The sequence below is a fragment of the Sphingobacterium corticibacter genome (assembly GCF_003076635.1).
Lineage (GTDB): Bacteria > Bacteroidota > Bacteroidia > Sphingobacteriales > Sphingobacteriaceae > Sphingobacterium > Sphingobacterium corticibacter.
This window is the reverse complement of record NZ_QDKG01000013.1, coordinates 1-1,370: the sequence shown is the minus strand read 5'-3', so window position 1 is coordinate 1,370 and position 1,370 is coordinate 1. Positions and strand designations below refer to the sequence as shown.

2 protein-coding genes are annotated in these 1,370 nt (G+C 33.6%); one reads left to right on the top strand and one right to left on the bottom strand.

Annotated features, from left to right (window positions below; genetic code table 11):
* A partial coding sequence (locus DC487_RS17145; RefSeq protein ID WP_133228689.1) for an integrase core domain-containing protein occupies positions 1-385 on the top strand: 385 nt, incomplete at its 5' end.
* A 1-nt stretch (position 386) separates the two neighbouring features.
* Here the strand turns inward: DC487_RS17145 and DC487_RS17140 are convergent.
* Positions 387-950 carry a hypothetical protein gene (locus tag DC487_RS17140; protein ID WP_116777201.1) on the bottom strand — a complete coding sequence of 188 codons (564 nt, stop codon included), beginning with the start codon at positions 948-950 and terminating at the stop codon, positions 387-389.
* Positions 951-1,370 lie beyond the last annotated feature (420 nt).

Genomic DNA, 1,370 nt, shown 5'->3' with positions numbered 1-1,370 from the left:
TTCTATTTGTTCCCAAAGAGTAACCCGCACTTTAGAGCGGATAATGGATTGGAGAGGCAAACCTTGTAGCATCAGAGTGGATAATGGCCCTGAATTCACAAGTCATCATTTCGACTTGTGGTGCAAGAAACAAGGTATCACTATTCAATATACTCAACCAGGGAAACCAACTCAAAATGGATACATTGAGCGATTCAACCGGAGCTACCGTAGAGAAATATTGGATGCACACCTGTTCTTTAACTTGTCTGATGTAAGAGATCTTACCGATGAATGGATTCAGGAGTATAACAATCATAGGCCACACGAAGGGCTGGGTAATCGTACGCCGATTGAAGCAGCAAGAAAAATATCTAAAAAAGAAGCTGAAGAAGTACTAAAATAAATTAGAAAATAGCAGATTTTGCTGTCTGAAAAACGGGGTACTTACATAATTCCAACCCCTCTCTATTCCATGTCCCGTTATTACCATGTACAAATTCAGACAATTTTCTGTACACCCTTTTAGAAGATGAATTATAATTATTACATAGTGCTGTTAATTCCGGAAAAAAAATATCAAAATATCTTTTAGATATAAGACCATTATCTTCATCTATAATTTTAACCCATTTTACATCTTGTTTCCCCATTTGCCATTCTAAAAACTCAAGTTTATTTACAGAGAATTGTATTGAACCTAAAGCTAATTCAAACCCTAGTCTTAATGAGGAATAGGATTGACGATAAAGCCCCAACGTCAAACAATAAATACTAGTCTCAATTTGAGAAATCGCATTTTTCAACGCACATGGTTCTTCATTAACGTTCATAATTTCTTGAATAAAATCGAATAATACACCATATTTATAGTGACTTTCAGAAAGTTCTTTTGAAAAAACATGAAGAGTCTTCGTTGATATTTCGTTTGACTTCTCTAACAGCTTTGTAAAGTATAGTTTAATTTCCATATTTATTACACAACAATTTTCTTATCGCAACTAAATATACAAAAGTTTCACTAAAATAACTCTATATGCTTCTACAACAACAATTATCTAAAATAATATACTTAATTAATATAATGATTATTAAAAAAAATTCCCTACAATAGATATCTAGATATTCCAGTTCAGAACATCGCTATATGAATAGCGAAACTATACTTCCCTTATTAAAAAAATGATAATCATACAGAGGTCTGCTCCCTCGGAGGAGCACCTTGACATTGGCGATAGCTTCACTATTGATTCGGCACTCATTATGTCCGGTCCTAAAATAACTATACACTAAAACAACGTGTATGGCATTAGAAAAAGAAAGAATTAATTCAGTTAGACCGAACAAGCACCTCCCTTTTAACAAGCGAGAGATTCAAGAAATAGTGCAGT

Bases quoted from the DNA above. Each gene is read 5' to 3' on its own strand.
- DC487_RS17140 (WP_116777201.1), bottom strand. From the start codon at position 950: ATGGAAATTAAACTATACTTTACAAAGCTGTTAGAGAAGTCAAACGAA.